Genomic DNA, 24,222 nt, shown 5'->3' with positions numbered 1-24,222 from the left:
GCCGGGGCGCACCGGGGCACGGCGGGGTCCTCGCCCGCGGGAGCACCATCCTGCCACGCCCGGCCCGGCCCCGGCTGGGAGCGCGCGCATAGGCTGATGGGCATGGACGCCCACCCGCCCCTGCCCCCCGTCGACGAGCTGCTCGCCGAGGTCCACGTCGTCGCCCTGCCGCTGCGCGTGCGCTTCCGCGGCATCGACGTGCGCGAGACCGCGCTGCTGCGCGGGCCGGCCGGCTGGGCCGAGTTCGGCCCGTTCCCCGAGTACGGGGACGCGGAGGCCCTCGCGTGGCTGCGCGCAGCCGCCGACACCGCCTGGCGCGGCTTCCCGGCCCCGCGGCGCACCCGGATCCCCGTCAACGCCACCGTCCCCGCCGTGCCCGCGGACCGGGTGCCGGAGGTCCTCGCCGGCTACGCCGGCCGGGTGGGGGCCGTGAAGATCAAGGTCGCCGAGCGCGGCCAGGACCTCGACGACGACGACGCCCGCGTCGCCGCCGTGCGCGCGCTGCTGCCCGGGGCGGAGCTGCGCGTGGACGCCAACGGCGGGTGGGAGGTCCCCGCGGCCCTGCGGGCCCTGGAGCGGCTGGCCCGGCACGGGCTGGCCTACGCGGAGCAGCCGGCGGCCGGCATCGGGGAGCTCGCCGCCGTGCGCGAGGGCCTGGCCGACCGGGGCGTGCCCGTGCTCGTGGCCGCCGACGAGTCCGTGCGCAAGGAGGAGGACCCCCTCGCCGTGGCCCGGGCCGGGGCCGCGGACCTGCTCGTCGTCAAGGCCGCACCCCTGGGCGGGGTGCGCCGCGCCCTGGAGGTCGTCGCCGCGGCCGGGCTGCCCGCGGTCGTCAGCTCCGCCCTCGACTCCTCGGTGGGCATCCGGGCCGGGCTGGCCCTCGCCGCCGCCCTGCCGGAGCTGCCGTGGGCCTGCGGGCTGGGAACGGTCTCGCTGCTGGAGGCCGACGTGCTCGCCGCGCCGCTGCGCCCGGTCGACGGCGAGCTCGAGCTGCGCGAGGCCGTCCCCGACCCGCAGCTGCTCGCCCACCACGCCGTGCCCGCCCCCCGGCGGCAGTGGTGGCTCGAGCGGCTGCGGCGGGTGCACGCGCTCGCCGCCGAGGGGTGACACGGGTCACACTCCGCGCGGCGCGCCGCCCGTCCCGCCCGGCCACCGCTCGTTAACCTGGGCTTTCCCTCGCCGCCCCCGGGGCCTCATGCGGTGGTGGTGCAGTGGACCCGCATCCGAGACCTCCGGCCGCGGCCCGTGCCGCGCGCCCCGTCCCCAGGGGAGAGACCATGACCGAGACCGCCAAGCGCCCCTTCCTGCCGCTGCTGGGGCACACCCGCGGCAAGCGCAGCCCGGTGACCTGTCAGCTCAAGTGCGCGAGCGCCTGCGCCGGCCCGGAGTGCAACACCTCCGGCAACGGCTACTTCCGCGACATCGCGAACGCCGCCCTGAGCCGCCGCTCGGCCCTGGGCCTCGGGGCCGCGGCCGCCGTGACCGTCGGCGTCGTCGGCGCCGCCCCGGAGGCCGCCCAGGCCCACGGCCGCGGCCGGGGACTGTCCTTCACCCCGATCGACCCCGTCCCGAACACCGTCGACGACCTCACCGTGCCGGAGGGCTACGACTGGTCGCCGATCATCCGCTGGGGCGACCCGCTCTTCGACGACTCCCCGGAGTTCGACCCCCGTGCCCAGACCCCCGAGGCCCAGGCCCGCCAGTTCGGCTACAACTGCGACTACCTCGACGTCATCCAGGACCGCGGCGGGCGCACCGGCGTGCTGGTGAGCAACCACGAGTACACCAACGAGAACCTCATGTTCCCGGCCGACCAGCAGGGCGACCTCGAGCGGGTGGCCCGGGTGGCCATGGCCGCCCACGGGATGTCCGTGGTCGAGATCGCCCGCACCGGCCCGGGCCGCCCCTGGTCCTACGTGCGCGGCGGGTCCCGCAACCGGCGGATCACCCTCGAGACCCCCTTCGCCGTCGACGGCCCCGCGGCCGGCTCCGACCTGCTGAGGACCCGGGACGACCCCACGGGCGCCCTGGTGCTCGGGACGCAGAACAACTGCGCCGGCGGCACCACCCCCTGGGGCACCGTCCTGTCCGGCGAGGAGAACTTCAACCAGTACTTCAAGGGCAACGGCTCCGCCGAGCAGCAGCGCTACGGGATCTCCACCGAGGCCCCGAGCCGGCGCTGGCACGAGGTCGAGCCGCGCTTCGACTCCACGCTGCCCGGCTACGAGAACGAGCCGCACCGCTTCGGCTGGGTCGTGGAGATCGACCCGCAGGACCCGTCCTCGACCCCGGTCAAGCACACGAGCCTGGGCCGGTTCAAGCACGAGGGCGCGAACGTGCGCGTGGCCGAGGACGGCACCGTGGTCGCCTACTCCGGCGACGACGAGCGCTTCGACTACCTCTACAAGTTCGTCTCCGCGAAGAAGTACCGCGAGGGCGACCGCGCCCACAACCTCACGCTGCTGTCCGAGGGCGACCTCTACGTGGCGCGGTTCACCGGGGACACCGAGGCGGAGATCGACGGCTCCGGGCGGCTGCCCTCCGACGGGGCGTTCGACGGCTCGGGGCAGTGGCTGCCGCTGGTCGTGGACGGGGCCTCGGCCGTCGAGGGCATGACCGTCGAGGAGGTCCTCGTCTTCACCCGCCTGGCCGCGGACAGGGCCGGCGCCACGAAGATGGACCGCCCCGAGGACGTCGAGCCCTCCCCGCACACCGGCAGGCTCTACGTGGCGCTGACCAACAACACCCAGCGCGGCACCGAGGGCAAGGCCGGCCCCGACGAGGCCAACCCCCGCACCCAGAACCGCGACGGCCACGTCCTCGAGCTCACCGAGCGCGGCAACCGCGCGGACGCCGTGCGCTTCGACTGGAGCATCCTCATCGTCGCCGGGGACCCCGCGAAGAACGCCTCGGCCTACTTCGCCGGCTTCCCCGCCGAGAAGGTCTCGCCGATCTCCTGCCCCGACAACCTCGCCTTCGACTCGGTGGGCAACCTGTGGATCTCCACCGACGGCGCCCCCGGCACGATCGACTACAACGACGGGCTGTTCAAGGTCGGCCTCACCGGCACCCAGCGCGGCAACGTCGAGCAGTTCCTCGCCGTGCCCCAGGACGCCGAGACCTGCGGGCCCGTGATCCACGACCGCGAGCGCATGGTCTACGTGGCCGTCCAGCACCCGGGCGAGGACGGGACCTTCGAGGAGCCCCGCTCCTACTTCCCCGACTACGTCGTCGAGACCCGGGAGGGGGAGGGCGAGTGGTCCCTGCCGCGCCCGTCCGTCGCCCAGGTCTTCGCCGTCGGCCGCGGCGAGGAGCCCGAGTTCCCCGGCGCGGTCCACGACGCCCCGGGCCGCGAGCGCAACCGGCACAAGCGGCGCAAGAACGGCAGCCGCGGCCCCCGCTACCGCGGCTACCGCGGCAAGGCGACGGTGCGGACGAAGACCGCGGCCCGGCGCGCCCGCCGCTCCTACTGAGCCGGCCCCGTCCCGCGCCCCCGTCCCGCGCCCCCGTCCCGTGCCGCGGGACGGGGGCGCGCCCGTGCCGCGGCACTACGCTGGTGGCCCGTGAGCACCTCCTCCCTGGCCACCGCCCGCGCCGTCCTGACCGCGCTCGTCGCCGCCGGCACCCGCCACCTCGTCGTCGCCCCCGGCTCCCGCTCGGCTCCCCTGGCCTACGCGGCGGCGGCCGCGCACGCCGCCGCGGCGCTCGAGGTGCACGTGCGCGTCGACGAGCGGGGGGCCGCCTTCACCGCCCTGGGCATCGCGCGCGCCACCGGCCGGCCCGCCGCCGTGCTGACGACCTCCGGCACCGCGGTCGGCAACCTGCTGCCGGCCGCGCTCGAGGCCGACCACGCCGAGGTGCCCCTCGTGCTGCTCACCGCCGACCGCCCGCCCGAGCTGCGCGGGACGGGCGCCAACCAGACCACCCGCCAGCCGGGGATCTTCGGCGACCACGTCCGCGCCGGGCTCGACCTGCTGCCCGAGGACGAGGACGTGCCCGCCCGCCTCGCCCCGGTGCTGGCGGCCCTGGCCGGCGCCCCGGCGGGACCGGTCCACCTCAACGTCGCCCTGCGCGACCCCCTGCACCCGGCACCGGAGGACGGCCCGGAGCTGGCCGGCTGGGCCCGGGACCTCGCCGCCCGCACCGGCCCCGCCGGCCCGGGTGCGCTCGCCCTGCCCGCCGTCGGGGCCGGGCCCGTGCCCGGCCCCGACGCGGCCGGGGACCGGTCCCGGGCGGTCGTCGTCGCGGGCGACGGCGCCGGCCCGGACGCCGCGCGCTTCGCCGAGGCGCTCGGGCTGCCGCTGCTGGCCGAGCCCTCCTCCGGGGCGCGTCGCGGCCCGAACGCCGCCGGGGCCTACCGGCTGCTGCTCGGCACCGCGCTGGGCGCAGGCGTCGAGCGCGTCCTGCTCGTGGGCCGGCCCACCCTCTCCCGGCCCGTGGCGGCGCTGCTGCAGCGCCCGGACGTCGCGACCGCCGCCGTGCGCCCCGACCCGGTGGCGTGGTGCGAACCGGGCCGGCGCCGCGAGGAGGTCCTGCCGGACTGGGCGGCCGCGGCCGCCTTCACGGGCCGCGGCGCCCCGGGGTGGCTGCCCGCCTGGCGGCGGGCCGGGGCCGCCGCCGACGACGCCGTGGCGGCGCTGCTCGCCCGCGGCCCGGTGAGCGGCCCGGCGGTGGCCGCGGCCGTGTGGGCCGCGTGCGCCCGGGACGGGGCGCTGCTCGTGGCCGGCTCGTCCAACCCGGTGCGCGACCTCGACCTCGCCGCCCGCCCGGGCCCGGCCGCTCCGCCGGTCGTGGCCAACCGGGGGCTGGCCGGCATCGACGGGACCGTGGCCACGGCCGCCGGGGCGGGCCTGGGCGCGGGGCGGCCGGTGCGGGCGCTGCTGGGGGACCTGACGTTCCTGCACGACGCCTCGTCGCTGCTGCTGGGCACCGGGGAGCGGGAGCCCGACCTGCAGGTGGTGGTGCTCAACGACGGCGGCGGCGGGATCTTCGCGACCCTCGAGCACGGGGCGCTGGGGGAGCGGGACGAGCGGTACCGCGACGTCGTCGAGCGCTTCTTCGGCACCCCGCACACCGCGCGCCTGGACGCGTTGTGCGCCGGCTGGGGGGCCGCCCACGTGCGGGCCGGCACGGCCGCCGAGCTTGGGCGGGTCCTGGCGGCCCCGGTGCGCGGGCGCTCCGTGGTCGAGGTGCCCGCCGACCGGGCGCAGCTGCGCGCCCTGCACGCCCGGCTGCGGGAGGCCGTCGCGGCCGCCGCGCCGGGCTGCTGAGCGGGCGGACCGGAACGGGGCCGGCCGGAACGGGACCGGGCGGCCGGCGCCCGAACGCGCCGGGGCCGGAACGGGCCAGGGCCCCGTCCCCTCGGGGGACGGGGCCCTGGCGGGCTGCCGGCGAGCCTCAGGCGCGGGGGCCCGTGCCGCCGGCCGGCGGGCCGGCGAGCGTCTCCGGGCGCGGCTGCGCGGCGGCGACCTGCTCGACGCGCTGCTCGGCCTGCTCCAGCAGGCGCTGGCGCGGGACCAGGACCGTGACGAGGGCGCCGAACAGGGCCACGCCGCCGAAGATGTAGAACGCGGAGGCCCCGCCGATGCCGGCCGCGGCGAGCCAGCCGCCGATGAGCGGGCCCATCACGCCGCCGATGCGGCCGAAGCCGGCCACCCAGGACACGCCGGCGGCACGGGCGTTGGTCGTGTAGTAGTTCGAGCTGAAGCCGTAGATCAGCACCTGCGTGCCCAGGGTGCCCACGCCGGCGACGGCGATGAACAGGAACAGCACCGGTGCCGGGAACCGGAAGGTCATCAGCACGAGGGTGATGGCCGCGAGCACGAACGTGGTCGCCACGATCCGCTGGGCCCCCAGCCTGTCGGCGACCCCGGAGGCGATGAGCCCGCCGACCACGGCGCCGGAGTTGAGGATCAGCAGGAAGGACAGGGAGTAGTTGGTGCCGAAGCCGTAGCCCTCCATGATGCGCGGCAGCCAGGTGTTGAGCCCGTAGGTCAGCAGCAGGCCGGAGAAGGACATGAAGCCCAGCAGCACGGTGGCGACGAGGAACTGGCGGGAGAAGGCGGCGGCGAAGCCCCGCTTGGCGGGGGCGGCGCCGGCCTGCTGGATCACGGCCTCCTCGACCAGGGGCACGCCGGTGCGCGCGGCGGCGGCCCGGGCCTCCTCCTCGCGGCCGCGGGAGAGCAGCCAGCGCGGGGACTCGGGGAGCTTGAACCAGGCCAGCGGCAGCAGGAACAGGATGGGCGTGGCGCCGAGCATGAACAGCCCGCGCCAGCCGAGGGGCTCGAGCAGGACGATGCCGAGCAGGGCGGCGGTCACCCCGCCGGCGGGGATGCCCGAGTAGACGATCGCGTTGTAGAAGTTGCGCCGCCCGGCCGGGGCGAACTCGGCGATGGTCGCGCCGGCGGTGGCGAGGATGACGCCGAGGCCGAGGCCGGTGAGGAAGCGCATCGTGCCGAAGGCCGCGACCGAGGTGGTCAGGGCCGTGATGAACATGCCGATGGAGAACCAGGCGATGCCGCCGAGGATCAGGCGGCGGCGGCCGAAGTGGTCGCCGAGGAAGCCGCAGGTCAGGGAGCCGACGAGCACGCCGATGAGCGCGTAGGAGCCGAGGGCCCCGGCCATGGCGGGGGTGACCTCCCCGATCTGGCTCGGGTCGTCGAGCAGGGTGGAGAGGACGGTGCCGTAGACGGTGAGGTCGTAGCCGTCGAAGAGCAGGGCCATGCAGACGACGGCCGCCACCCAGTTGGCGGTCCGCGCCTCCTTGCGCGGGTCCTCGGCGATGATGGTGTGCGGTTGGGTCATGGTCCCGGGCCTTCCTGGACGGGCCCCGCGGCCCGGCGGGGCGGCGGGGCGGGGGAGTGCGGGTCGGTGCGGGACGCCGACGAGGGTCGTTCCCGGCTCCCTCCCAGGGTGACAGGGATGTGACGGGCGCCATATGCGGCAAAACCCCGGGTATCCGCCAGGGGGCCGTTGAGCTGTTGAAGATATGGATCCAGGCAGGATCAGCGCTCCTGCATATGAGTGCGGGCCCGCCGTCCGGGCGGACGGCGGGCCCGCGGAGCAGGGGCGGAGGAGCTCAGTCCTCCGGGGCCTGCACCTGGGTGGGGTTGAGCACGCGGGAGAGGAAGGCGCGGGTGCGCGCCTCGCGGGGGCTGCCGATGACCTCGGCGGCCGGGCCCTCCTCGACGACGACCCCGCCGTCCATGAACACGACGCGGTCGGCGACGTCGCGGGCGAACTCCATCTCGTGGGTGACCACGAGCATCGTCATGCCCTCGGCGGCCAGGGAGCGCATGATCGCCAGGACGTCGCCCACGGTCTCGGGGTCCAGGGCGGAGGTGGGCTCGTCGAAGAGCATCAGGGACGGGTCCATCGACAGCGCGCGGGCGATCGCCACGCGCTGCTGCTGGCCGCCGGAGAGCTGGTCGGGGTAGCCGTCCGCCTTCTCGGCCAGGCCCACGCGCTCGAGGTTGGCGCGGGCGATCCGCTCCGCCTCGGCCTTCTCGCGCTTGAGCACCTTGACCTGGGCCACGGTGCAGTTCTCCAGCACGCTCAGGTGCGGGAAGAGGTTGAACTGCTGGAAGACCATGCCCACGTGCCGGCGCAGCCGGTCGACGTCCGCCTCGGGGTCGGTGACCTCGACGTCGCCGATGGTGATCCGCCCCTTCTGGGGGGTCTCGAGCAGGTTCACGCAGCGCAGCAGCGTCGACTTCCCGGACCCGGAGGGGCCGATCAGGCACACGACCTGCCCGGCCGCCACGGTCAGGGAGATGCCCTTGAGGACCTCGAGGGAGCCGTAGGACTTGTGCAGGTCCTCGACGGCGACGGAGGCGGCCCCGGCGAGGTCGCCGCCGGGCCGCGGGGCGGAGGGGGAGGGGTGGCTCATCGTGGACTCCTAGGACTTCTTCATGCGGTCGGTCTTGGACTCGAAGCGGCGGGTCAGCACGCCCAGGGGCACCGTGATGATCAGGTAGCACACGCCGGCCACGACGAGCGGGGTCAGCCCCGCCCCCGACCCGGAGATCGCCTCGCGGCCGAACTTCGTGAGCTCGTACTGGCTCACGCCCATGCCCAGCAGGTAGACGAGCGAGGAGTCCTTGGTGAGCAGGATGACCTCGTTGGTCAGCGGGGGCAGCACGATCCGCAGCGCTTGGGGGATGACGATGGTGACCATCGCCCGGGCGTGGGACATGCCCAGGGAGCGGGCGGCCTCGTACTGGCCCTTGGGCACCGCCTGCAGGCCCGCGCGCAGCGACTCCGCGATGTAGGCGGCGGCCACCAGGCCCAGGGCGATCATCACCGTCACGTAGTGGTTGAAGCGGAAGCCGAACGCGAGCGGGATGCCGTAGCCGAAGGCGAGGAAGACCAGCAGCGCGGGCACGCCGCGGAAGAACTCGATGTAGAGCGTCGCCAGCCACCGGTAGGGTGCCACCGAGGAGAGCTTCATCAGGGCCAGGACCACGCCGCCGGTGAGCCCGACGACGAAGCCGAGCACCGTGTAGATGATCGTGTTCTTCAGCGCGGTGGTGATGATCGCGGGGAACTGCTGGGCGGCGACGCCGGGGTTGAAGACCTTCTCGATCAGCAGCGGCCAGTCGGCGACCGCGATCAGCGCGACGACGACGACGGCGAGCACGGCGTACTGGACGCCGCGGGAGAGCCGGGCTCTCTGGTGCATGGTCATGGCCATGAGGTGGTCCGTTCTCGGTGGTGCGGGTGGGCGGGCTCCGGCGGCGCCGGTCAGTTCTCGCGGACGGGGATCCAGGTCTCGACGATGCGCTCGCGCGTGCCGTCCTGCTCGATCCGGTCCAGGGTGGCGTCGACCTGGGCCAGCATGGCCTCGTTGCCCCGGCGCACCGCCACGCCCAGCTGGTCGTCGACGTCGCGGGTCTCCCGCAGGACGAAGTCCGCGTTGTCCTTCGAGTGCTCGGAGATCGCGGTGACGTCGTCGAGCACGGCGTCGACGCCGCCGGTGCCCAGGTCGGTGAACATGGTGGTGGCGTCCTCGAACTGCACGGCCTCCAGGCCGAGCTCCGCGGCCTGGTCCTCCCCGAGGGTGCCCTGCATGACCCCGACCCGTGCCCCCTGCTCGCGGGCGGCGTCGATCGAGGCGGGCCCGTCCTCGCCGTCGGTCACCAGGCCCAGCTCGTTGTCGTAGTAGGGGTCCGAGAAGTCCATCACCGTCTGCCGCTCCTCGGTGATCGACAGCGCCGAGATCGCGACGTCGCACTGCCCGGTGTCCAGGGCCGCGCCGGACTGGATGGACTCGAAGGCGAGGGTGACGTTCTTCATCTCCACCCCGAGGTCGGCGGCGATCTCCCGGCCCAGGTCCATGTCGAGCCCGACCATCTCGCCGTCCTGCTCCATCTCGAAGGGCGGGTAGTTGGACTCCGAGCACACGGTCAGCACCCCCGGCTCGACGAGGGGCACGGCCGGCGAGCCGCTGGAGCCCTCCTGCGGGGCGGCCTGCTCGCCCCCTCCCGCGGAGCAGCCGGTGAGGACGAGGGCGGCGAGCGCGGCGGCGGCCGCGGTGCGGGCCGGGCGCGGGGGACGGGACATGCGGTTCTCCTGCGGGTCGTCGGGTGCGGGATCGGGGGCGGCGGGGATCACAGGCCCATCCACTCGGCGCGCAGGCGCTCGAGCGTGCCGTCCTGGCGGATCCGCTCGAGCGTGGCGTTCACCTGCTCGAGCAGCTCGGTCTCGCCCCGGGCGACCGCCACGGCGATCTGCTCGCCGTTGTCGAGGGTCGCCGCGAGCTCGAGGTCGGGGGAGGCCCCCGCGCGCTCGCCCAGCGCGGAGACGTTGCCGACGACGGCGTCCACGCCGTCGGTCTCGAGGGACTGGAACATCAGCTCGACGTCCTCGAACTGCTGCACGTCCCAGCCGTGCTCGGTGGCGTGGTCCTCGCCGGAGGTGCCCTGCTGGACGCCCACGGCGGCGCCGGCGAGGTCCTCGAAGCCGTCGATGCCGGAGTCCGCGGTGGTGAGCAGGGCCAGCTCGTCGTTGAAGTACGGCTCGGAGAAGTCCATCGCGGCGCGGCGCTCGTCGGTGACGGTGATGCCGGCGATCGCGACGTCGCACTGGCCGGTGTCCAGCGCGGCCCCGGACTCGAGGGTCTCGAAGTTCGCCTGCACGACCTCCTTGGACGAGCCCCGGTCCGCCGCGATCTCGTCCGCGATCGCCATGTCGAAGCCGACGATCTCGCCGTCGCGCTCGAGCTCGAACGGCGGGTAGGGGGAGTTCGTGCACACCGTCAGCGCCTGCGCGCCGCCCCCGCCCCCGTCCCCGGCGGTGGGGGTGCACCCGGCCAGTGCGGCGGCGGCGGTGGTGGCGAGGGCGAGGGCGGTGAGGCGGCGGGCGGCGGGCATCGCGGGCGGAGTCTCCTTCGGCGCCGGTGGGCGCGGTGGGCGGGGGACCGGCGCCGGCCGGTCCGCGGGGCGGCGGCCCCGGATGGTGCGGTTCGGTAGACCAGGATACGGTGCGCGCGCCGCCGGTGCGCTCCGGGCGGGCTCAGCGCCCGGGCCGGCGCGGTGCGGCCGCCCCGGCGCCGGGGGCGGCGCCGGCGGGGTCGGCCCCCAGTCCCAGGGCCTGCAGCATCGGGCGCAGCTTCGCCCAGGTCTCGGCGAGCTCCGCCTCGGGGTCGGAGGCGCCCACGATGCCGCAGCCGGCGAAGAGCCGCACGGTGTGCTCGTCCTGCTGCACGGCGCCGCGCAGGGCGATGCCCCAGTCGCCGTTGCCGGCGGCGTCGAGCCAGCCGACGGGGCCGGCGTAGAGGCCGCGGTCCATCCGCTCCAGCTCCGGGATCAGGGCGGCGGCCGCGGCGGTGGGCGTGCCGCACACCGCCGCGGTCGGGTGCACGGCCTCGGCCAGCTCGAGCGAGGACGGCGGGTCGCCGGCCGGGCCGGGGCGCAGCACCGCCGTGACGTCCGAGGCGAGGTGCCACACGTTGGGCAGCTCGAGGATGAACGGCTCCGGGGAGCTCGTGACGACCTCGGTGTAGGGCGCGAGGGAGGCCGTGAGGGAGTCGATGGCGAAGCCGTGCTCGTGCTGCTGCTTCTCGGACTCTCCCAGCACCCGGGCCGCGAAGCGCTGCGGGTCCTCGCCCGCGGGCACCGCGTCCCGGTCCAGGGTCCCGGCCAGCACGCGGGCACGGGCGGTGCCGTCGAGCACCCGCACGAGCATCTCGGGGGTCGCCCCGAGCAGCCGCCCCGCCCCGGAGCCCAGGTCCACGCAGTAGGTCCAGCACCGCTCGTAGCGGTGGGCGAGGTCGCGCACCACCGCGACCGGGTCCAGCGGCCCGGCCGTGCGGGCGAGCACGTCGCGGGCCAGCACGAGCTTCTCCAGCCCGCCGGCGCGGATCAGCTCCACGCCCTCGCGCACGGCCTGCGTCCACGCGGCCTCGTCCAGCGCGCCGGGGGACAGGTGCACCGGTCCCGGCGCCGCGGCCGGGGCCGCCGCGACCGCCGCCCCGGGGGCGGCGCCGTGGTGGTGCACCCACGCGGCGACGACGTCCTCGGCGGAGAGGGTGAAGGGCGCGCCGGGGGCCGCGGCCACGGCGAGGCTCGCCCAGGCGTCGTCGTCGCGCCGGCCCACGACCAGCTCGGGGACCACGAGCCCGGAGTCCGCCCCCGACTCCGCGGCGAAGCTGAAGGCGCCGAAGGCGGCCAGGCCGCTGCCGGGCACGCCCACCCGGTCCTCGACGACCGCCGCGGCGGCGAGGTCGTCCCACCACACCCGCGCGGCCGTGAAGCGGTCGGGTCCGCGCACGGTGTGCCCGGCGGCGCGGCCGTGGCCGACGAGGCCCTGGCCGTCGACCGTCCAGGCGAGCAGCCCGGACCCCGCGAGCAGCTCGCGCAGGTCGGGGGCGGTGGGCACGCCGAGCTCGGCCAGGGGCACCGTGAGCACGTGCAGCACGGGCACCGGCGGGACGGCGTCGTCGTTCGGGCGGGGAGCAGGCATCGCCCTCCAGTCTAAGCCGGGTGCCCCCGTGCCCCGGACCCCGCGTCCCGGCCGCGCCCGGGACGGGTGCGACAATGTGCGGGTGAACCGAGCAGACCTGTCCAAGCAGCCGCACGAAGTCTCCGCCATGTTCGACGCCGTGGCCCCCCGCTACGACCTCGTCAACGACCTCCTCTCCCTGGGCCGGACCCGCGGGTGGCGGCGGGTCGTCGCGGAGGCCGTGGGCGCGGTGCCGGGGGAGAAGGTGCTGGACCTGGCCGCCGGGACCGGGACCTCCGCGGAGCCCTACGCCGACGCCGGCGTCGACGTCGTGGCAGCGGACCTCTCCCTCGGGATGCTCGAGGTCGGCCGCGCCCGCCGTCCCGACATCGAGTTCGTCCAGGCCGACGCCACCCGGCTGCCGTTCGCGGACGCCTCCTTCGACGCCGTGACCATCTCCTTCGGGCTGCGCAACATCCAGGACTTCCGCCGGGCCCTGGCCGAGATGCTGCGCGTGACCCGCCCCGGGGGCCGGCTGGTGATCTGCGAGTTCTCGACCCCCACGGCGCGGCCCCTGCGCACCCTCTACAGCGAGTACCTGGTCAAGGCCCTGCCCGGGATCGCCGGGCGCACCGCCTCCAACCCCGAGGCCTACCGCTACCTCGCCGAGTCGATCGCCGCGTGGCCGGACCAGGAGGCGCTCGCCGCCGAGATCGCCGCCGCGGGCTGGGACGGGGTGCAGTACCGCAACCTCACCGGCGGGATCGTGGCCGTCCACCGGGCGCGGCGACCGGCCGCCGCCGCCCGATGAGGGCCCTCGTCCTCGGCGGCGGACCCGCCGGCGCCACCGCCGGGTACTGGCTGGCCGCCCACGGGATCGAGGTCACCGTCCTCGAGAAGACCGCCTACCCCCGGGAGAAGGTCTGCGGCGACGGGCTGACCCCGCGAGCCGTGCGGGAGCTGCAGCTCATGGGCCTGCCGCACGGGCCCGGGCACGGCTACGCCCGCAACCGCGGGCTGCGCCTGGTCGCCCGCGAGCGCACGGTCGAGGTGCCGTGGCCGCAGCTGAGCGACTTCCCCGACTACGGGCTCGTGCGCACCCGCCGGGACTTCGACCAGCAGCTCGCCGGCCACGCCCGCGCCGCCGGGGCGCGGGTGCTCGAGCGCCGCGGCGTCACCGGGGTGCTGCGCGACGCCGGCGGCCGGGTCACCGGGGCCCGGGCCGCCGTGCTCGACGAGCGGGGGCGGCGCACCGGCGAGGTCGAGGAGCACCGGGCCGACGTCGTGCTCGCCGCCGACGGCAACTCCGCCCGCGCCGCCGTCTCCGCCGGGCTGCACCGGCGCGAGGACCGGCCCATGGGCGTGGCCGTGCGGGCCTACTACGAGTCCCCGCGCGCGGACCTCGAGTGGATGGAGGGCTGGCTCGAGCTCGCCGACGGCAACGACCCCACCGGGGCGCTGCTGCCCGGCTACGGGTGGGTCTTCGGCGTCGGCGACGGCACCGCCAACGTGGGCCTGGGCATCCTCGACACCTCCCCGGCCTTCGGCGCCCTGGACTACCGGAAGGTCCTGGCCGACTGGACCGCGTCCATGCCCGCCGAGTGGACCTTCGACGAGGACCACCGGCGCGGGCGCGTGCTGGGGGCCGCCCTGCCCATGGCCTTCAACCGCACCCCCCACCACGTGCCCGGGATGCTGCTGCTGGGCGACGCCGCCGGGCTGGTCTCCCCGTTCAACGGGGAGGGGATCTCCAACGCCATGGAGTCGGCCCGCTACGCCGCCGAGCACGTCGCCGCGGCCGCCGCCGCCAACGGCCCCGCCCAGCGGGAGCTCGCCCTGGCCCGCTACCCCGACCGGGTCCGCCAGGAGTGGGGCGCGCACTTCACCCAGGGCCGGGTCCTCGCCCAGCTGATCGGCAGCCCCGCCGTGATGAAGGCGGCCGTGCGCACCGGCATGGCCGTGCCCGCCCTGATGCGCTTCGTGGTGCGCGTGATGACCGAGCTCTCCGACCGCCCGCCGCACACCTGGGAGGACCGGGCCATCGGGCTGCTCGACGCCCTCACGCCCGCGACCGGCAACACCCGGGCCCCGAAAACCCGATCGAAAACTCGCTAGAGTGGTGGACCGTGACTGACTCCTCCGCCCCGCGCCCCGGTGCCCCGGGCACGGGCCTCGACGCCGACCAGGTGAGGCTGCCCGCCGGGTTCGACCTCATCGCGTCCGACGACCGGCTCGGGCCGGTCGTGCTCGAGGCGCTCGCGCGGATCGAGGACCGCCTCGACGAGGCGGTGCGCAGCACCGACCGGCTGGCCGACGTCACCTCCCGCCACCTCCTCCAGGCCGGCGGCAAGCGCGTGCGCCCCCTGCTCACCGTCCTGGCCGGGGAGATCGGCGGCGGGGTCAACGACGCCGTCCTCGAGGCCGCCGCCGTCGTGGAGCTGACCCACCTGGCGACCCTCTACCACGACGACGTCATGGACTCCGCCCCGCTGCGCCGCGGGGTCGCGACCGCCCAGACCGTGTGGGGCAACTCGGTGGCGATCCTCACCGGGGACCTCATCTTCGCCCGGGCCTCCTCGATGGTCTCCGACCTCGGGCAGCGGGCCCTGCGGATCCAGGCCGACACCTTCGAGCGGCTCGTGCTCGGCCAGCTCCACGAGACGGTCGGTCCGCGCGAGGGCCAGGATGCCCTCGAGCACTACCTCGACGTCCTCGCCGGCAAGACCGGGTCCCTGATCGCCGCCTGCGGGCACTTCGGCACCGTGCTCGCCGGCGCGGACCAGGACGTCGTCGACGTCCTCGTCGAGTACGGCGAGAAGGTCGGGATCGCCTTCCAGCTCGCCGACGACGTGATCGACGTCGTCGGCGCCGACGAGGTCTCCGGCAAGTCCCCGGGCACCGACCTGCGCGAGGGCGTGCCCACCCTGCCGGTGCTGCTCGTGCGCCGGATGGCCCGGGAGGGCGACGCCGCGGCCGCGCGCGTCGTGGCGCTGCTCGAGGCCGACCTCGGCCCCGACGCGGCCCTCGCGGAGGCCGTGGCCGCCCTCGCGGCGCACCCGGCCACCGAGGAGGCGTGGCGGATCGCCCGCGCCTGGGCGGACGAGGCCATCGCCGCCCTCGAGCCCCTGGCCGACTCGGTGCCCAAGCGCGCCCTCGTGGCCTTCGCCCACGCGGTCGTCCACCGGGAGGCCTGAGCCCCTCCGCGCTGTTCCCGGCGGTCCCGGCCCGGGGCCGTCCCCGGGTCTCCCTCGCGTCGACGTGTGCGCCGGTGCCCGCACGGACTAGCCTGAAGCCGTCGCGAACCACCACCGGACCCGAGGACCACCCATGACCCAGCAGTCACCACCGGACCGTGCCAGGCCGCCCCGCGAGGCGTTCTCCAGCCGCACGGTCTTCATCCTGGCCGCGATCGGCTCCGCCGTCGGCCTGGGCAACATCTGGCGCTTCCCCTACATCGCCTACGAGAACGGCGGCGGCGCCTTCCTCATCCCCTACCTCGTCGCGCTGCTCACCGCCGGCCTGCCGCTGCTGATGCTCGAGTACGGCGTGGGCCACCGCTTCCGCGCCTCGGCGCCGCTGGCGTTCCGCCGGCTGCACCCGAAGACCGAGTGGATCGGCTGGTGGCAGATGGGCATCAGCTTCGTGATCGCCGTCTACTACGCCGTGATCCTGGGCTGGGCGATGCTCTACACCGGCTTCTCCGTCACCAAGGCGTGGGGCGAGGACCCGGCCACGTACTTCCTCTCGGACGTGCTGCGCACCTCCGAGGACGTCACCGTCGGCTTCGACTTCGTGCCCTCCGTGCTCGTGGCCACCGCGGTCGCGTGGGTGGCGCTGCTCGTCGTGCTGCTGCTCGGGGTGCAGAACGGCATCGGGAAGGTCAATCTGGTCCTCATCCCGCTGCTCGTGCTGATGTTCCTGACCATCGTGGTCATCGCCCTGACCCTGCCCGGCGCGGTCGACGGCCTCAACGCGTTCTTCACCCCGGACTGGGGAGCCCTGGGCAACGCGTCGGTGTGGGTCGCCGCCTACGGCCAGATCTTTTTCTCCCTGTCCGTGGGCTTCGGCATCATGATCACCTACTCCTCCTACCTCAAGCCCAAGACCGACCTCACCAGCTCCGGGCTGGTCGTCGGCTTCGGCAACTCGAGCTTCGAGCTGCTGGCGGGCATCGGCGTGTTCGCCGCGCTGGGCTTCATGGCCGGCGTCGCGGGCACGGGCGTCGACGAGGTGGCGACCTCGGGCATCGGCCTGGCGTTCATCGCCTTCCCGACGATCATCTCCGAGGCGCCCTTCGGGACCCTGATCGGCGTGCTCTTCTTCGCGACGCTGACCTTCGCGGGCTTCACCTCGCTGGTCTCGATCGTCGAGGTCGTCGTCGCGGCCGCCCAGGACAAGCTGGGTCTGCGCCGGCGCAGCGCCGTGCTGGTCGTCGTCGTGCCCATGGCGCTGATCTCCCTGGCGCTGTTCACGACGACGACGGGGCTGAACCTGCTCGACGTCACGGACAACTTCGTCAACCAGTTCGGCATCGTGGCCGCGGCCCTGGTCTCGATCATGCTGCTCACCGCCGGCTTCTCGGCGCTGCCCACCCTGCGCGACCACCTCAACTCGGTGTCCTCGTTCAAGCTGGGCCGCACCTGGATGGTCGTGGTCGGCGGGCTGACCCCGATCGTGCTGGGCTACATCCTCATCGACACGCTCACCACGACCCTCGCGGAGGGCTACGGCGGGATGCCCGCCTGGTTCGTCAACACCTTCGGGTGGGGCATGGCGATCGGCCTCGTGGTCATCGCCTACCTGCTCTCCAAGGTGCCGTGGCCGGCCGGCTCGGCCGCCTCGGACCTCAGCCCGTCCCCGGCGATCCTGGACGCCTTCACGGACCGCCACCGCATCCGCGGCGGGGAGCCCCTGGCCCGCTGGTCGGACACCGCCCTGCGCACCCCGGCCCTGGACCAGGACTTCTCCTACCGCCCGGGCACCGGGACCGCCGCGGCCGTCCCGGGCCGGCACGCCGCCGGCACCGCCCCCGCGGGGGAGGCCCCCGCGGCGCCGTGGAGCGACGGCGCGGACCGGACGTCTCCCGGTCCCGCGTCGCCCGGCGCGCCCGCCCCGTCCCGCACCGAGGAGGACCCCCGATGACCCCGATCGCGATCGTCATGCTGATCGTCGCCGCGCTGACCCTGTGGGGCGGCTTCACGGCCGCCGTGCTGCACCTGCGGCGCCAGCCCGAGATCCCCGACGTCGACCAGGGCTTCGGCGCGGACGACTACGTCCGCACCACCTGAGCCCCGGCCCGCGCACGGCACAGGACCCCCGCACCGCCCCGGTGCGGGGGTCCTGCCGTCCGCAGCGCCGGTCTCCCCGCCCCCGGGCCCCCGTCCGCCCCCGGGGGCCCCGGGCGGCGGGTCACTCGCGCAGGGCCCGGGGGGCGCGCACGGCGTCGAGGACGAGCAGCAGCACGGCGACCCACACGACCCCGAAGCCCACCCAGCGCTCGAGGGGCATCCGCTCGCCCAGCACGAGGACCGCCACGAGGAACTGCATGACCGGGGCCACGTACTGGATCATCCCGACGGTGCTCAGGGGCAGCCGGGTGGCGGCCGCGCCGAAGAGGATCAGCGGCACGGCGGTGATCACCCCGGAGGAGAGCAGCAGCAGGAAGTGCCCCGGGCCCTCCGCGGCCAGGCTCAGCCGCCCGTCGGCGGCCAGGGACCCCACGACCCACGCGGCGGCCGGGGTCAGCGCGAGGGTCTCCGCGGTGAGGGTCACGATCGCCGGCCAGGACCCGCCCACCAGGGACTTGACCAGCCCGTAGAAGCCGAAGGAGAACGCCAGCCCGAGGGACAGCCACGGCACCTGGCCGTAGAAGACGGCCATCACCACGACCGCCACGAGGCCCACGACCACGGCCGCCCACTGCAGCCGGCGCATCCGCTCCCGCAGCACCACGACCCCCAGCAGCACGGCCACGAGGGGGTTGATGAAGTAGCCCAGGGACGCCTCGAGGGTGTGGCCCGTGGTCGTGGCGATCGTGTACAGCAGCCAGTTCACGGCGATCAGCGCCCCGGCCAGGCCCAGGGCCGCCAACGGGCGCGGCGAGCGCAGCAGCCGCCCCAGGGGCGCGAGCCCGCCGGTGAGGGCCAGCACCAGCAGGCAGAAGACGAGGGAGAACAGCACCCGCAGCGCCACGATCTCCACCGGCCCGGCGGGGTCCAGCAGCACGAAGTACAGCGGCAGCAGGCCCCAGATGCCGTAGGCCCCGAACCCGGACAGCAGTCCGGCCCGGGTCCTCGCCTGTGCGTCGGGATCCGGGCCGGGTGCGGTGTTGTATGCGGTCACGCTCGAGGGTACCGCCGGGGGTCAGAGTCCGAAGAACCGGCTGAAGAAGCCCTTCTTCCGCTCGCCCTGCTCGGCGTGCTCCGCCTCGCGCTCCTCCTCCTCGGCGCCCTCGACCACCGGCTCGGCGGAGGGACCGCCGGGCACGGCCGGGCCGGCGACGACCTCGCGCTCGGCCACCGGCTCGCGCTCCGCCTCGCCGACGGGCTCGCGCACCGGCTCGGCCGCGGGGGCGGGCTCGGCGGCCGGCTGCGGGGCGGGCTCGGCGGCCGGGGCGGGCTCGCGCACCGGCTCGGGCACCACCGTGGTGCTGACGCGCCCGGGCCGGACCTCGCGCTCCGAGGGCTCCTGGTCGAACGGGCGGTCGGCGTCGTCGTCGAAGCCTGCGGCCACCGGCTCCTCGCGGGGCTGCGCGGGGGCCGGCTCGGCGGGCTCCTCCGCCACGAACCCGGGCACCTCGAGGGGCTCCGGCTCGCCGGCGGGCTCCTCGGCACGGGGGGCCGGCGGGGCGGCCTCCTCGCGGGCGGCGGCGGCCTCGGCCTCCCGCCGCTGGGCGCGCAGGGCCTCGGCGCGCTCGCGGGCGTCCGCGGCGAGGTCGGCGAGGACCTCGGGGCCCACGGCGGGCTCGGCGGGCTCGACCCCGGAGATCTGGTGGTCGTCGAACCAGAAGCGCTGGGCGCCGTCGCCGACCGTCACCACGCACGTGGCCTCGGTGTCCCACTCGACGTGGGCGCCGCGCAGCTTCGCGTAGGAGTCCACGGCGAGGTTGTGGTCCACGGCGGTGTCCGTGGTGAGGGCCTCGGCGATCACGCGCATCATCCGCTCGACCGTCAGCTCGGGCAGCTCGAGCTCGGGCCCCTCGAGCAGCAGCCAGGCGGTGACGCCGCCGCCGGCACCGGCCGGGTAGTGGGCGTAGACCCCGGTCACGGCCTTGGCCGCGAGGGTCAGCCGCCGGGCGAGGCCCTCGGCGGCGGGCAGCTCGTCGGTGGTCAGCTCCGCGACCCCGAGCTGCTCGCCGGCCTCGCGGGCCTGGACGGCCGCGGAGACGACGACGGCGGGGAAGTGCCCCAGCTCCTGCCACGACCAGATCCACGACCCGCGGGAGGCCGAGTCGGTGCCCAGCAGGTACGGGGTCAGGCGCACGGGGGGCTCGGACTGCAGGGTGAACGCCGGCGCGGAGAAGTCGACGTCCCACTCGGCGCCCTGGGTCAGCTCGGCCAGCCTGGCCTGGTACTCGGTGGAGATGAAGATCGACTCGTCGATCAGATCCTGCAGCGTTTTCGTCATGGGTCCCAGGCTAGCAACCATCCCGGGGCCCCGGCCGCCGCGGCGGGGCGGCCGGAAACCGTTTCGGTAGGGTGTTCCGCGAGGTCTCCGGGACCCGCCGCGGCGGGCTCCCGCCCCCGTCCACCCGCACCGAGCAGGCCCCGTCGACGGGCCGGGAACGAGCCACCGCATGAGCGAGACCCCCGCCCCCACCGGGCCCGCACAGGATCCCCAGCAGCTGCTCGACACCATCGGCGCGTGGGTGCTCTCGGTCCTGCGCACCGAGCCCGGCTGGGACCGGGTGGTCGTGGACCTGAAGGTCCAGGGCGGGCGCGTGCACCTGCGGGTGCGCGAGCACCGCGGGGACGAGGTCGTGCCCGGCACCGCGGGCCCCGTCAAGGAGGGCAGCGCGGTGCTGCCGGCCGTCGAGCAGCTGCGCGAGCGCGTCCACCGGCCCGGGCGGGGGACGTGGTTCACCGCGACCGTCACGATCGCCGCCGAGGGCTGGCCCCAGCCCGTCCACCGGGTGGGCGGGACCTTCGAGCTCGAGCACCGGCCCGAGCCGTGGGCCGAGGAGGGCCCCTACACCGCCCAGGACCTGGTGGCCCACCTCGAGCGCTTCCCCCGCACGCGCGAGCGCATCCCGGCCTGGGCCGACGAGCTGGCCCGCCGGGCCGGGGTGCGGCTGCCCGTCGCCGGCGAGGACGCCCGGGACGAGGACGCCCGGGGCGGGACCGCCGCCCCGTCCGCCCCGGGGGACGCCGGGACGGGTGCCCCCGAGGACCCGGAGGGCACGGTCCATCCCGGGGTGCGGGCCGCGGTCGAGGCCTTCGCGGCCGCCCCGGACGACGCCGGGATGATCGAGGTCCTCCGCCAGGCCACCGCCGGCACCCTGCTGCTCGACGTCACCGCGAGCACCCTGGTGCCGGGCCCGGAGGGCCGGACCGTGGGGCCGGACTCGCAGCTGCGCGTGCAGACGCTCACCGAGGCGGACGGCACCCGGTCGCTGGCCGTCTACACCTCCGCCGCCGAGGCGCGGGCGATGCACGAGCGCCACCGCGGCCGGGAGGAGCAGCCGGTGCTGCTGCGCGAGTCGGCCGTGCGGATCCTGCAGATGGTGGTCGAGGACGAGCAGTACGACCACCTCGTCGTCGACCCCGCCCACCGCGGCTGCCGGATCAGCCGCCCGCAGCTGGAGTGGGTGGTGCGCACCCCGCGCAACGACGCCGCCAAGGCCGCCCTGGCCGAGGGCAGCATGCCCCAGCTCTTCGCCGCGCTGCTGGCCCCGCCCGCGGTGCTGCTGCTCGGGGTGCGGGTCCAGGACGGGCGGGCCGTGCCCGTCTGGGCGCGGCCCGCCCGGGAGGGGGTGGCCCCGGACACGATGCTGCTGTTCACCTCGGCGGCCGAGATCGCCGCGCTCGACCGCTCCCTGGAGGTCCGCTCCGCCCCGGCCCGCCAGGCGCTGCGCTTCGCCCTGGACTCCGGGGCGCGCGCGGCCTGCCTCAACGCCCGCCCGCCGGTCGCCACGCTCGGCGCCGAGCAGCTGCGGGAGCTGCTCGCGCTCGTGGACGAGCCGGACGCCGGCGGGCCGGGCGCAGCGCCCGGGAACGGGCCTGCGGAGGGTGCCGGGGAGCAGGGGCCGGCGGCACCGTAGGAGGAGCGCCCGCGACGGCAGGACCGCAACGGCCGCGCGGCGAGAGACGCGCGGGCGTCCCGCGCCGGGGGCCGGAGCCGCCGCGGATCCCGTCTCCTCGTCCGGGGCACGTGTCGTCCGGACGGAGCATCCGGCCGGGGCGTCAGCCGGCGGACGCGGCCGCGGGACGGGCGCCGTCCGCGGCGAGGCAGTCGGCGCACACGCCGTGGTAGACGACGTCCGCGGAGAGCAGGTGCATGCCGTGGTGCTCCACGGGGGTCAGGCACGGGGCGTGGCCGACGGCGCAGTCGATGTCCGTGACCGCGCCGCAGCGCACGCAGTAGGCGTGGTGGTGGTTGTCGTCCGTGCGGGTCTCGTAGAGCGCGGGGGAGGCGGGCGGCTCGAACTTGCGCAGCATCCCCAGGGCCGTGAGGTCGGAGAGCACCACGTAGACCGACTGGACGGTGATCGTGGGCAGCGCGGTGCGCACGGCCGCGGCGACGTCCTCGGCCGTGGAGTGCGGGTGGGCGTCGACCGCCTCGAGCACGGCCAGCCGCTGCCGGGTGACGCGGCGGCCCGCGGCCCGGAGCCGGTCCGACCACGCGGCGGTGCGGCCGGGGTCGGCAGGTGCCGGTCGGTGCGTGGTCTCCATGCCCCTCACCGTACCGTTGTTGTGATCAACTCACAATAGCGTGCTCCGTCACACCGGGGCCGTGCGCCGGGGCCCGCCCGATGTGACGCGCGCGGGCCCCGGCGTGACCTCGCGTCTGTACCCGGCCCTGACCTGCGCCTACGATGACCAGCGGGGGACTGGGGGCCGGCACCGGAGAACATCGGGGTCCGCGCGCGCCCGGGAGCAGCACGACCCCGTCCGGGAGCGGACGGGGCGTCACCCCCGCGCCCGCGCACCGCACCGAGCACCACGGAGAGCCGACATGACCCCACCCGCCCACGACCGACCCACCGCGCAGGACCGGCCCGCCGACGGCGCCCTGCTCGACGCCGCCCGGGCCGGGGACGCCGGGGCCCTCGAGGCCCTGCGGCACCGGTACCGCGGGACCGCGGTCACCGTGGCCGGGACCCGGGCCGTGCGGGGCGAGGACCCCGAGCGGATCGCGGACGCGGCCCTGGACCGGATCGAGGAGGCCCTGCGGGACGGCGGCGGCCCCCACGGGTTCCTCGGGGCCTTCGTCGTGTGGATGGTCGCCCGCGAGGCCTCCGGCGGCACCTCGCCCGTGGCCCTGCCGGACGACCCCGCCGACCCCCGCTCGGTCGTGCGCTCCTTCACCGCCCTGCCCGGCCCGTGGCAGGCCGCGCTCTGGGAGGCCGAGGTCCTCGGCCGCCCCGAGGACGTCCCCGACGGACTCCTGCGCGAGGCCTCCGCCGGGCTGCGCGGTGCCTACCGGGACGCGGCCGGGGTCGTGGAGGCCGCCCCCGACTGCGAGGACGTGGCCGGGGACCTGCCGGCCTTCGCGGCGAGCACGCTGCCGGCCGGGCGCGCCCAGCAGGTGCGGCGCCACCTCGACGACTGCGCCCGCTGCACCGCCCAGCACCTCCAGGCCACGGACACGGGCACCGGGATGCGCGAGTGGCTGCTGCCCGTGCTCGCCGGCCTCCCGCCGTGGGGCGCCCGCGCCCGCGGCCTCGCCGCCGCGCTGCGGTCGACGACGACGGGCCCCGCCGCCGCCGCAGGTGCTGCCGCCGGGGCGGGCACCGCCGCCGCAGGGGTCGCCGCGGCCACGACCCCGGCCGCAGCGGACGGCGCGGCGGAGGCCTCCGCCGCGGCAGCTCCCGCAGCCGTCCCCGCCGCCGCGGGCACCGGAGCGGGTGCGGGCACCGGAGTGGTCGACGGTGCCCGGACCACCGGGACGCCCGCCCACGGGGCCGGGCGCACGACGGGCGCCGGGCACGCCGCCGAGGGGACCGGACGGCGGCGCCGGGCCCTCGTGGCGGCGGGTGCGCTGGCCGCCGTGGTCGCCGTCGGCGGTGCGGGCCTGGCGGCGCTCGGCGACCCGGACCAGGACGGCAGCGCGCCGGTCTCGGCCGCCCGGGCCCCGCAGACCGGGGACGGCACCGGGCCGGACGGCTCCGGCCCGGACGACGCCGCACAGGACGACGCCGCACAGGACGACGCCGGACGGGACGACGCCGGACGGGACGACGCCGCGCAGGACGACGAGCGGGCGGAGGAGCAGGCCGGCGAGGCCGGGACCGGCGAGGACCGCTCCGGCGGTGGCGCGGCCGAGGCCCGGACCGGGGCGGACGCCGGGGGTGACGGCGCGGCCACGGGTGGTGGAACCGTCCCGGCCGCCGGTGCCTCCGGCGGCCGGGACGGCGGCGCATCGACGGCGGTGGCCGCCGGAGCCGCCGCGGTGGCCGGCGGGGGAGCCGCGGGCGCGGTCCAGGACAGCGCGGGCACCCGCGGCGCTGCTCCCGCGACCGGTGGCGGCCGGAGCGGTGGCGTGCAGGACGCGGGCGCCGCAGCCGGTGGGGACCGCGCGTCCGGGAACGGGGCGGCGGGCAGCGCGTCCGGCGCGGACCGGAGCGGGAGCGCCGGGAGCTCCCGGGGCGGCAGCACCGACGGCTCCACGGGCGGCACCACCGGTGACGCCCAGGGCGGTGCGGCCGGTGGCGCCGGACCGGAGACCACGCCCGCGCCCACGCCGACGCCGTCGCTGCTGCCGGACCCGGCGACGCCGTCGCCCGTGACGCCGACGACCCCGCCCGCACCGGCCCCCGCCCCGGGCGCCGGCGCGGGGAAGAGCACCGAGCGCGTCCACCAGCACCGGCACGAGCGCCGTGCGGATCGTGGCGAGCGCCGCAGCGAGCGCCGCGCCGCCGGCCGCGGGGACCACGTCCGCACCGAGGGGCGTCGCGGCGGGACGCAGGACGACCGGCGCGGCCGCGGCACGCACCACCACGAGGGCAAGCGCGGCACGCCCTGGGAGCCGCACCGGCGCTGAGCCGTGCGGCCGGCAGGCCCGGGACGCCGGCGGCGGCGCCGTGCCGGCGTCCCGCCGCGGCGCGCCGCGGGCTCCGGGGAC

At 76.5% G+C, this 24,222-nt stretch carries 19 protein-coding genes; 10 read left to right on the top strand and 9 right to left on the bottom strand.

The features are described 5' to 3' along the window. The first annotated feature begins 102 nt into the window (after positions 1-102). From AS188_RS14480 to menD, 3 genes are all read left to right on the top strand, one after another. On the top strand, positions 103-1,107 hold the full coding sequence (locus tag AS188_RS14480; RefSeq protein WP_058859974.1) for an o-succinylbenzoate synthase: 1,005 nt from the start codon (positions 103-105) through the stop codon (positions 1,105-1,107). A gap of 170 nt (positions 1,108-1,277) precedes the next feature. Continuing rightward, a complete protein-coding gene (locus tag AS188_RS14475; protein WP_058859433.1) occupies positions 1,278-3,473 on the top strand; it encodes a PhoX family protein in 2,196 nt (731 codons plus the stop codon). Positions 3,474-3,563: 90 nt separating this feature from the next. After that, positions 3,564-5,270, top strand: coding sequence for a 2-succinyl-5-enolpyruvyl-6-hydroxy-3-cyclohexene-1-carboxylic-acid synthase (gene menD, locus AS188_RS14470; protein ID WP_058859432.1), 1,707 nt, complete (start codon positions 3,564-3,566; stop codon positions 5,268-5,270). Between the two features lie 127 nt (positions 5,271-5,397). Here menD and AS188_RS14465 read toward each other — a convergent pair whose 3' ends face one another. From AS188_RS14465 to AS188_RS14440, 6 genes are all read right to left on the bottom strand, one after another. Further along, entirely contained in the window at positions 5,398-6,804 is a 1,407-nt protein-coding gene (locus AS188_RS14465) for an MFS transporter (protein ID WP_058859431.1), read from the bottom strand. Between the two features lie 274 nt (positions 6,805-7,078). Continuing rightward, entirely contained in the window at positions 7,079-7,888 is an 810-nt protein-coding gene (locus AS188_RS14460) for an amino acid ABC transporter ATP-binding protein (protein ID WP_058859430.1), read from the bottom strand. A 9-nt stretch (positions 7,889-7,897) separates the two neighbouring features. After that, positions 7,898-8,692, bottom strand: coding sequence for an amino acid ABC transporter permease (locus AS188_RS14455; protein WP_058859429.1), 795 nt, complete (start codon positions 8,690-8,692; stop codon positions 7,898-7,900). A gap of 50 nt (positions 8,693-8,742) precedes the next feature. After that, entirely contained in the window at positions 8,743-9,561 is an 819-nt protein-coding gene (locus tag AS188_RS14450; protein ID WP_058859973.1) for an ABC transporter substrate-binding protein, read from the bottom strand. 47 nt (positions 9,562-9,608) lie between these two features. Beyond that, positions 9,609-10,370, bottom strand: a complete 762-nt coding sequence (locus AS188_RS14445; RefSeq protein WP_058859428.1) for an ABC transporter substrate-binding protein — start codon at positions 10,368-10,370, stop codon at positions 9,609-9,611. Between the two features lie 142 nt (positions 10,371-10,512). Beyond that, on the bottom strand, positions 10,513-11,961 hold the full coding sequence (locus AS188_RS14440; RefSeq protein WP_058859427.1) for an isochorismate synthase: 1,449 nt from the start codon (positions 11,959-11,961) through the stop codon (positions 10,513-10,515). 82 nt (positions 11,962-12,043) lie between these two features. On the opposite strand from AS188_RS14440, the gene AS188_RS14435 reads away from it, so the two are divergent. The 5 genes from AS188_RS14435 (at position 12,044) to AS188_RS16980 (ending at position 17,228) form a co-directional block, all read left to right on the top strand. After that, positions 12,044-12,751: a demethylmenaquinone methyltransferase gene (locus AS188_RS14435; RefSeq protein ID WP_083529605.1), complete on the top strand. Its 708-nt coding sequence runs from the start codon at positions 12,044-12,046 to the stop codon at positions 12,749-12,751. Continuing rightward, positions 12,748-14,055, top strand: coding sequence for a geranylgeranyl reductase family protein (locus AS188_RS14430; protein ID WP_058859425.1), 1,308 nt, complete (start codon positions 12,748-12,750; stop codon positions 14,053-14,055). The genes AS188_RS14435 and AS188_RS14430 overlap by 4 nt, the downstream gene beginning before the upstream one ends. Positions 14,056-14,066: 11 nt before the next feature. Next, complete coding sequence (locus tag AS188_RS14425) at positions 14,067-15,134, top strand: polyprenyl synthetase family protein (RefSeq protein WP_058859424.1); 1,068 nt, start codon at positions 14,067-14,069, stop codon at positions 15,132-15,134. A gap of 133 nt (positions 15,135-15,267) precedes the next feature. Next, the gene (locus AS188_RS14420; RefSeq protein WP_058859423.1) at positions 15,268-17,082 is read left to right on the top strand and encodes a sodium-dependent transporter; all 1,815 of its coding nucleotides are present in this window, start codon (positions 15,268-15,270) and stop codon (positions 17,080-17,082) included. Further along, on the top strand, positions 17,079-17,228 hold the full coding sequence (locus AS188_RS16980; RefSeq protein WP_101851871.1) for a methionine/alanine import family NSS transporter small subunit: 150 nt from the start codon (positions 17,079-17,081) through the stop codon (positions 17,226-17,228). The genes AS188_RS14420 and AS188_RS16980 overlap by 4 nt, the downstream gene beginning before the upstream one ends. Before the next feature lie 121 nt (positions 17,229-17,349). Here the strand turns inward: AS188_RS16980 and rarD are convergent, their stop codons facing one another. Together rarD and AS188_RS14410 are read right to left on the bottom strand one after the other, a co-directional pair. Then, complete coding sequence (gene rarD / locus AS188_RS14415) at positions 17,350-18,282, bottom strand: EamA family transporter RarD (RefSeq protein WP_236944997.1); 933 nt, start codon at positions 18,280-18,282, stop codon at positions 17,350-17,352. Between the two features lie 21 nt (positions 18,283-18,303). Then, the gene (locus AS188_RS14410; RefSeq protein ID WP_058859422.1) at positions 18,304-19,566 is read right to left on the bottom strand and encodes a DUF6882 domain-containing protein; all 1,263 of its coding nucleotides are present in this window, start codon (positions 19,564-19,566) and stop codon (positions 18,304-18,306) included. A 169-nt stretch (positions 19,567-19,735) separates the two neighbouring features. On the opposite strand from AS188_RS14410, the gene AS188_RS14405 reads away from it, so the two are divergent. Then, on the top strand, positions 19,736-21,199 hold the full coding sequence (locus AS188_RS14405; protein ID WP_083529480.1) for an SseB family protein: 1,464 nt from the start codon (positions 19,736-19,738) through the stop codon (positions 21,197-21,199). Between the two features lie 142 nt (positions 21,200-21,341). Here the strand turns inward: AS188_RS14405 and AS188_RS14400 are convergent, their stop codons facing one another. Beyond that, positions 21,342-21,830, bottom strand: coding sequence for a Fur family transcriptional regulator (locus AS188_RS14400; RefSeq protein ID WP_058859421.1), 489 nt, complete (start codon positions 21,828-21,830; stop codon positions 21,342-21,344). A 283-nt stretch (positions 21,831-22,113) separates the two neighbouring features. On the opposite strand from AS188_RS14400, the gene AS188_RS17700 reads away from it, so the two are divergent. Further along, the gene (locus AS188_RS17700; protein ID WP_058859420.1) at positions 22,114-24,141 is read left to right on the top strand and encodes a zf-HC2 domain-containing protein; all 2,028 of its coding nucleotides are present in this window, start codon (positions 22,114-22,116) and stop codon (positions 24,139-24,141) included. The last annotated feature ends 81 nt before the right edge of the window (positions 24,142-24,222 follow it).

This window comes from Kocuria flava (genome assembly GCF_001482365.1).
Lineage (GTDB): Bacteria > Actinomycetota > Actinomycetes > Actinomycetales > Micrococcaceae > Kocuria > Kocuria flava.
Note: the sequence above shows the minus strand (reverse complement) of the source record. Positions and strands in the feature narration are given on the sequence as shown.

Excerpts from the sequence above, each read along its gene's own strand:
- AS188_RS14450 (WP_058859973.1), bottom strand. The coding sequence starts at position 9,561 with ATGTCCCGTCCCCCGCGCCCGGCCCGCACCGCGGCCGCCGCCGCGCTC.
- AS188_RS14405 (WP_083529480.1), top strand. The coding sequence starts at position 19,736 with ATGAGCGAGACCCCCGCCCCCACCGGGCCCGCACAGGATCCCCAGCAG.
- AS188_RS14475 (WP_058859433.1), top strand. The coding sequence starts at position 1,278 with ATGACCGAGACCGCCAAGCGCCCCTTCCTGCCGCTGCTGGGGCACACC.
- AS188_RS14460 (WP_058859430.1), bottom strand. The coding sequence starts at position 7,888 with ATGAGCCACCCCTCCCCCTCCGCCCCGCGGCCCGGCGGCGACCTCGCC.
- AS188_RS14455 (WP_058859429.1), bottom strand. The coding sequence starts at position 8,692 with ATGGCCATGACCATGCACCAGAGAGCCCGGCTCTCCCGCGGCGTCCAG.
- AS188_RS14480 (WP_058859974.1), top strand. The coding sequence starts at position 103 with ATGGACGCCCACCCGCCCCTGCCCCCCGTCGACGAGCTGCTCGCCGAG.
- AS188_RS17700 (WP_058859420.1), top strand. The coding sequence starts at position 22,114 with ATGACCCCACCCGCCCACGACCGACCCACCGCGCAGGACCGGCCCGCC.
- AS188_RS14410 (WP_058859422.1), bottom strand. The coding sequence starts at position 19,566 with ATGACGAAAACGCTGCAGGATCTGATCGACGAGTCGATCTTCATCTCC.
- AS188_RS14430 (WP_058859425.1), top strand. The coding sequence starts at position 12,748 with ATGAGGGCCCTCGTCCTCGGCGGCGGACCCGCCGGCGCCACCGCCGGG.
- AS188_RS16980 (WP_101851871.1), top strand. The coding sequence starts at position 17,079 with ATGACCCCGATCGCGATCGTCATGCTGATCGTCGCCGCGCTGACCCTG.
- AS188_RS14440 (WP_058859427.1), bottom strand. The coding sequence starts at position 11,961 with ATGCCTGCTCCCCGCCCGAACGACGACGCCGTCCCGCCGGTGCCCGTG.
- AS188_RS14465 (WP_058859431.1), bottom strand. The coding sequence starts at position 6,804 with ATGACCCAACCGCACACCATCATCGCCGAGGACCCGCGCAAGGAGGCG.
- AS188_RS14400 (WP_058859421.1), bottom strand. The coding sequence starts at position 21,830 with ATGGAGACCACGCACCGACCGGCACCTGCCGACCCCGGCCGCACCGCC.
- AS188_RS14445 (WP_058859428.1), bottom strand. The coding sequence starts at position 10,370 with ATGCCCGCCGCCCGCCGCCTCACCGCCCTCGCCCTCGCCACCACCGCC.
- AS188_RS14420 (WP_058859423.1), top strand. The coding sequence starts at position 15,268 with ATGACCCAGCAGTCACCACCGGACCGTGCCAGGCCGCCCCGCGAGGCG.